General features: G+C 63.9%; 2 protein-coding genes. Both read left to right on the plus strand.

The genetic code is table 11. The features are described from left to right. The first annotated feature begins 117 nt into the window (after nucleotides 1-117). Complete coding sequence (locus DEHOM01_RS09590) at nucleotides 118-453, plus strand: hypothetical protein (protein WP_061212567.1); 336 nt, start codon at nucleotides 118-120, stop codon at nucleotides 451-453. Nucleotides 454-495: 42 nt separating this feature from the next. Then, nucleotides 496-804 (plus strand): pore-forming ESAT-6 family protein, encoded by a 309-nt coding sequence (locus tag DEHOM01_RS09595; protein WP_016663629.1) that lies wholly within the window; start codon nucleotides 496-498, stop codon nucleotides 802-804. The last annotated feature ends 44 nt before the right edge of the window (nucleotides 805-848 follow it).

The raw sequence follows: 848 nt of genomic DNA on the forward strand, positions 1-848 counted from the left end.
TAACGGTCAGATAACGGGACGTGTGTCCCGGACAGCACAAGGGGAAGCGTGGGAACCGCACGCGCTCTGACGCCGTGGTTCACACACTCCCACCACTACTTTCAAGGGAGTGCACTCATGAAGTTCGATATGGGCAACCAGACCCTCTCCACCCTCACCACCAACACCGCAAGCTCCAACGACGACCTGGGCAACCTCGTCCAGCAGCTCGTCGCCTCGGTTGAGCCGCTTGAGGGCAAGTTCAACGGTGCCGGCCGCGCCGCCTTCGACCAGTTCAAGGGCCGCACCGACGAAATCAGCGCCGACCTCAACTCCTCGCTCGGCCGCATCGTCGAGGGCCAGTCCGGCATGGACACCGCCTTCCAGACCGGCGACCAGGAGTCGATGGACAACGCCACCTCCGCCCAGGGCTCGGCCAACTTCGACGGCGCACGCTTCTCCGGCCAGCGCTGACCCCCCACACCCACACATACTTTTTTCTAGAGAGGAACTCTCATGCCCACCACCGACCGTATTTCGTTTGACACCGGCGTTTCCCAGTCCGTCCAGGGCGACATCGCAGGCATCATCGGCCGCCTCGAAGGCCTCATCGCCCAGCGCGACCAGCAGGTCGCTACCGCCATGGCCGACTTCCAGGCCGACGGCGTCTCCGAAGAATACCGCCACGTTGAACAGCGCTGGAACCGCGCCTCCAACGAAGTCAAGAGCATCATCAACCTCGTCAAGACCACCATGGGCAAAAACGACGAAACCGCCACCAGCGCCCAACAACGCGCCGCCAGCGCCGTCGCCAACATCGGCTAACACCACACACCACCAACGCCCTGCCGCCCCAGCGGCGGCAGGGC

The organism is Dermabacter hominis NBRC 106157, assembly GCF_001570785.1.
GTDB classification, from domain to species: domain Bacteria; phylum Actinomycetota; class Actinomycetes; order Actinomycetales; family Dermabacteraceae; genus Dermabacter; species Dermabacter hominis.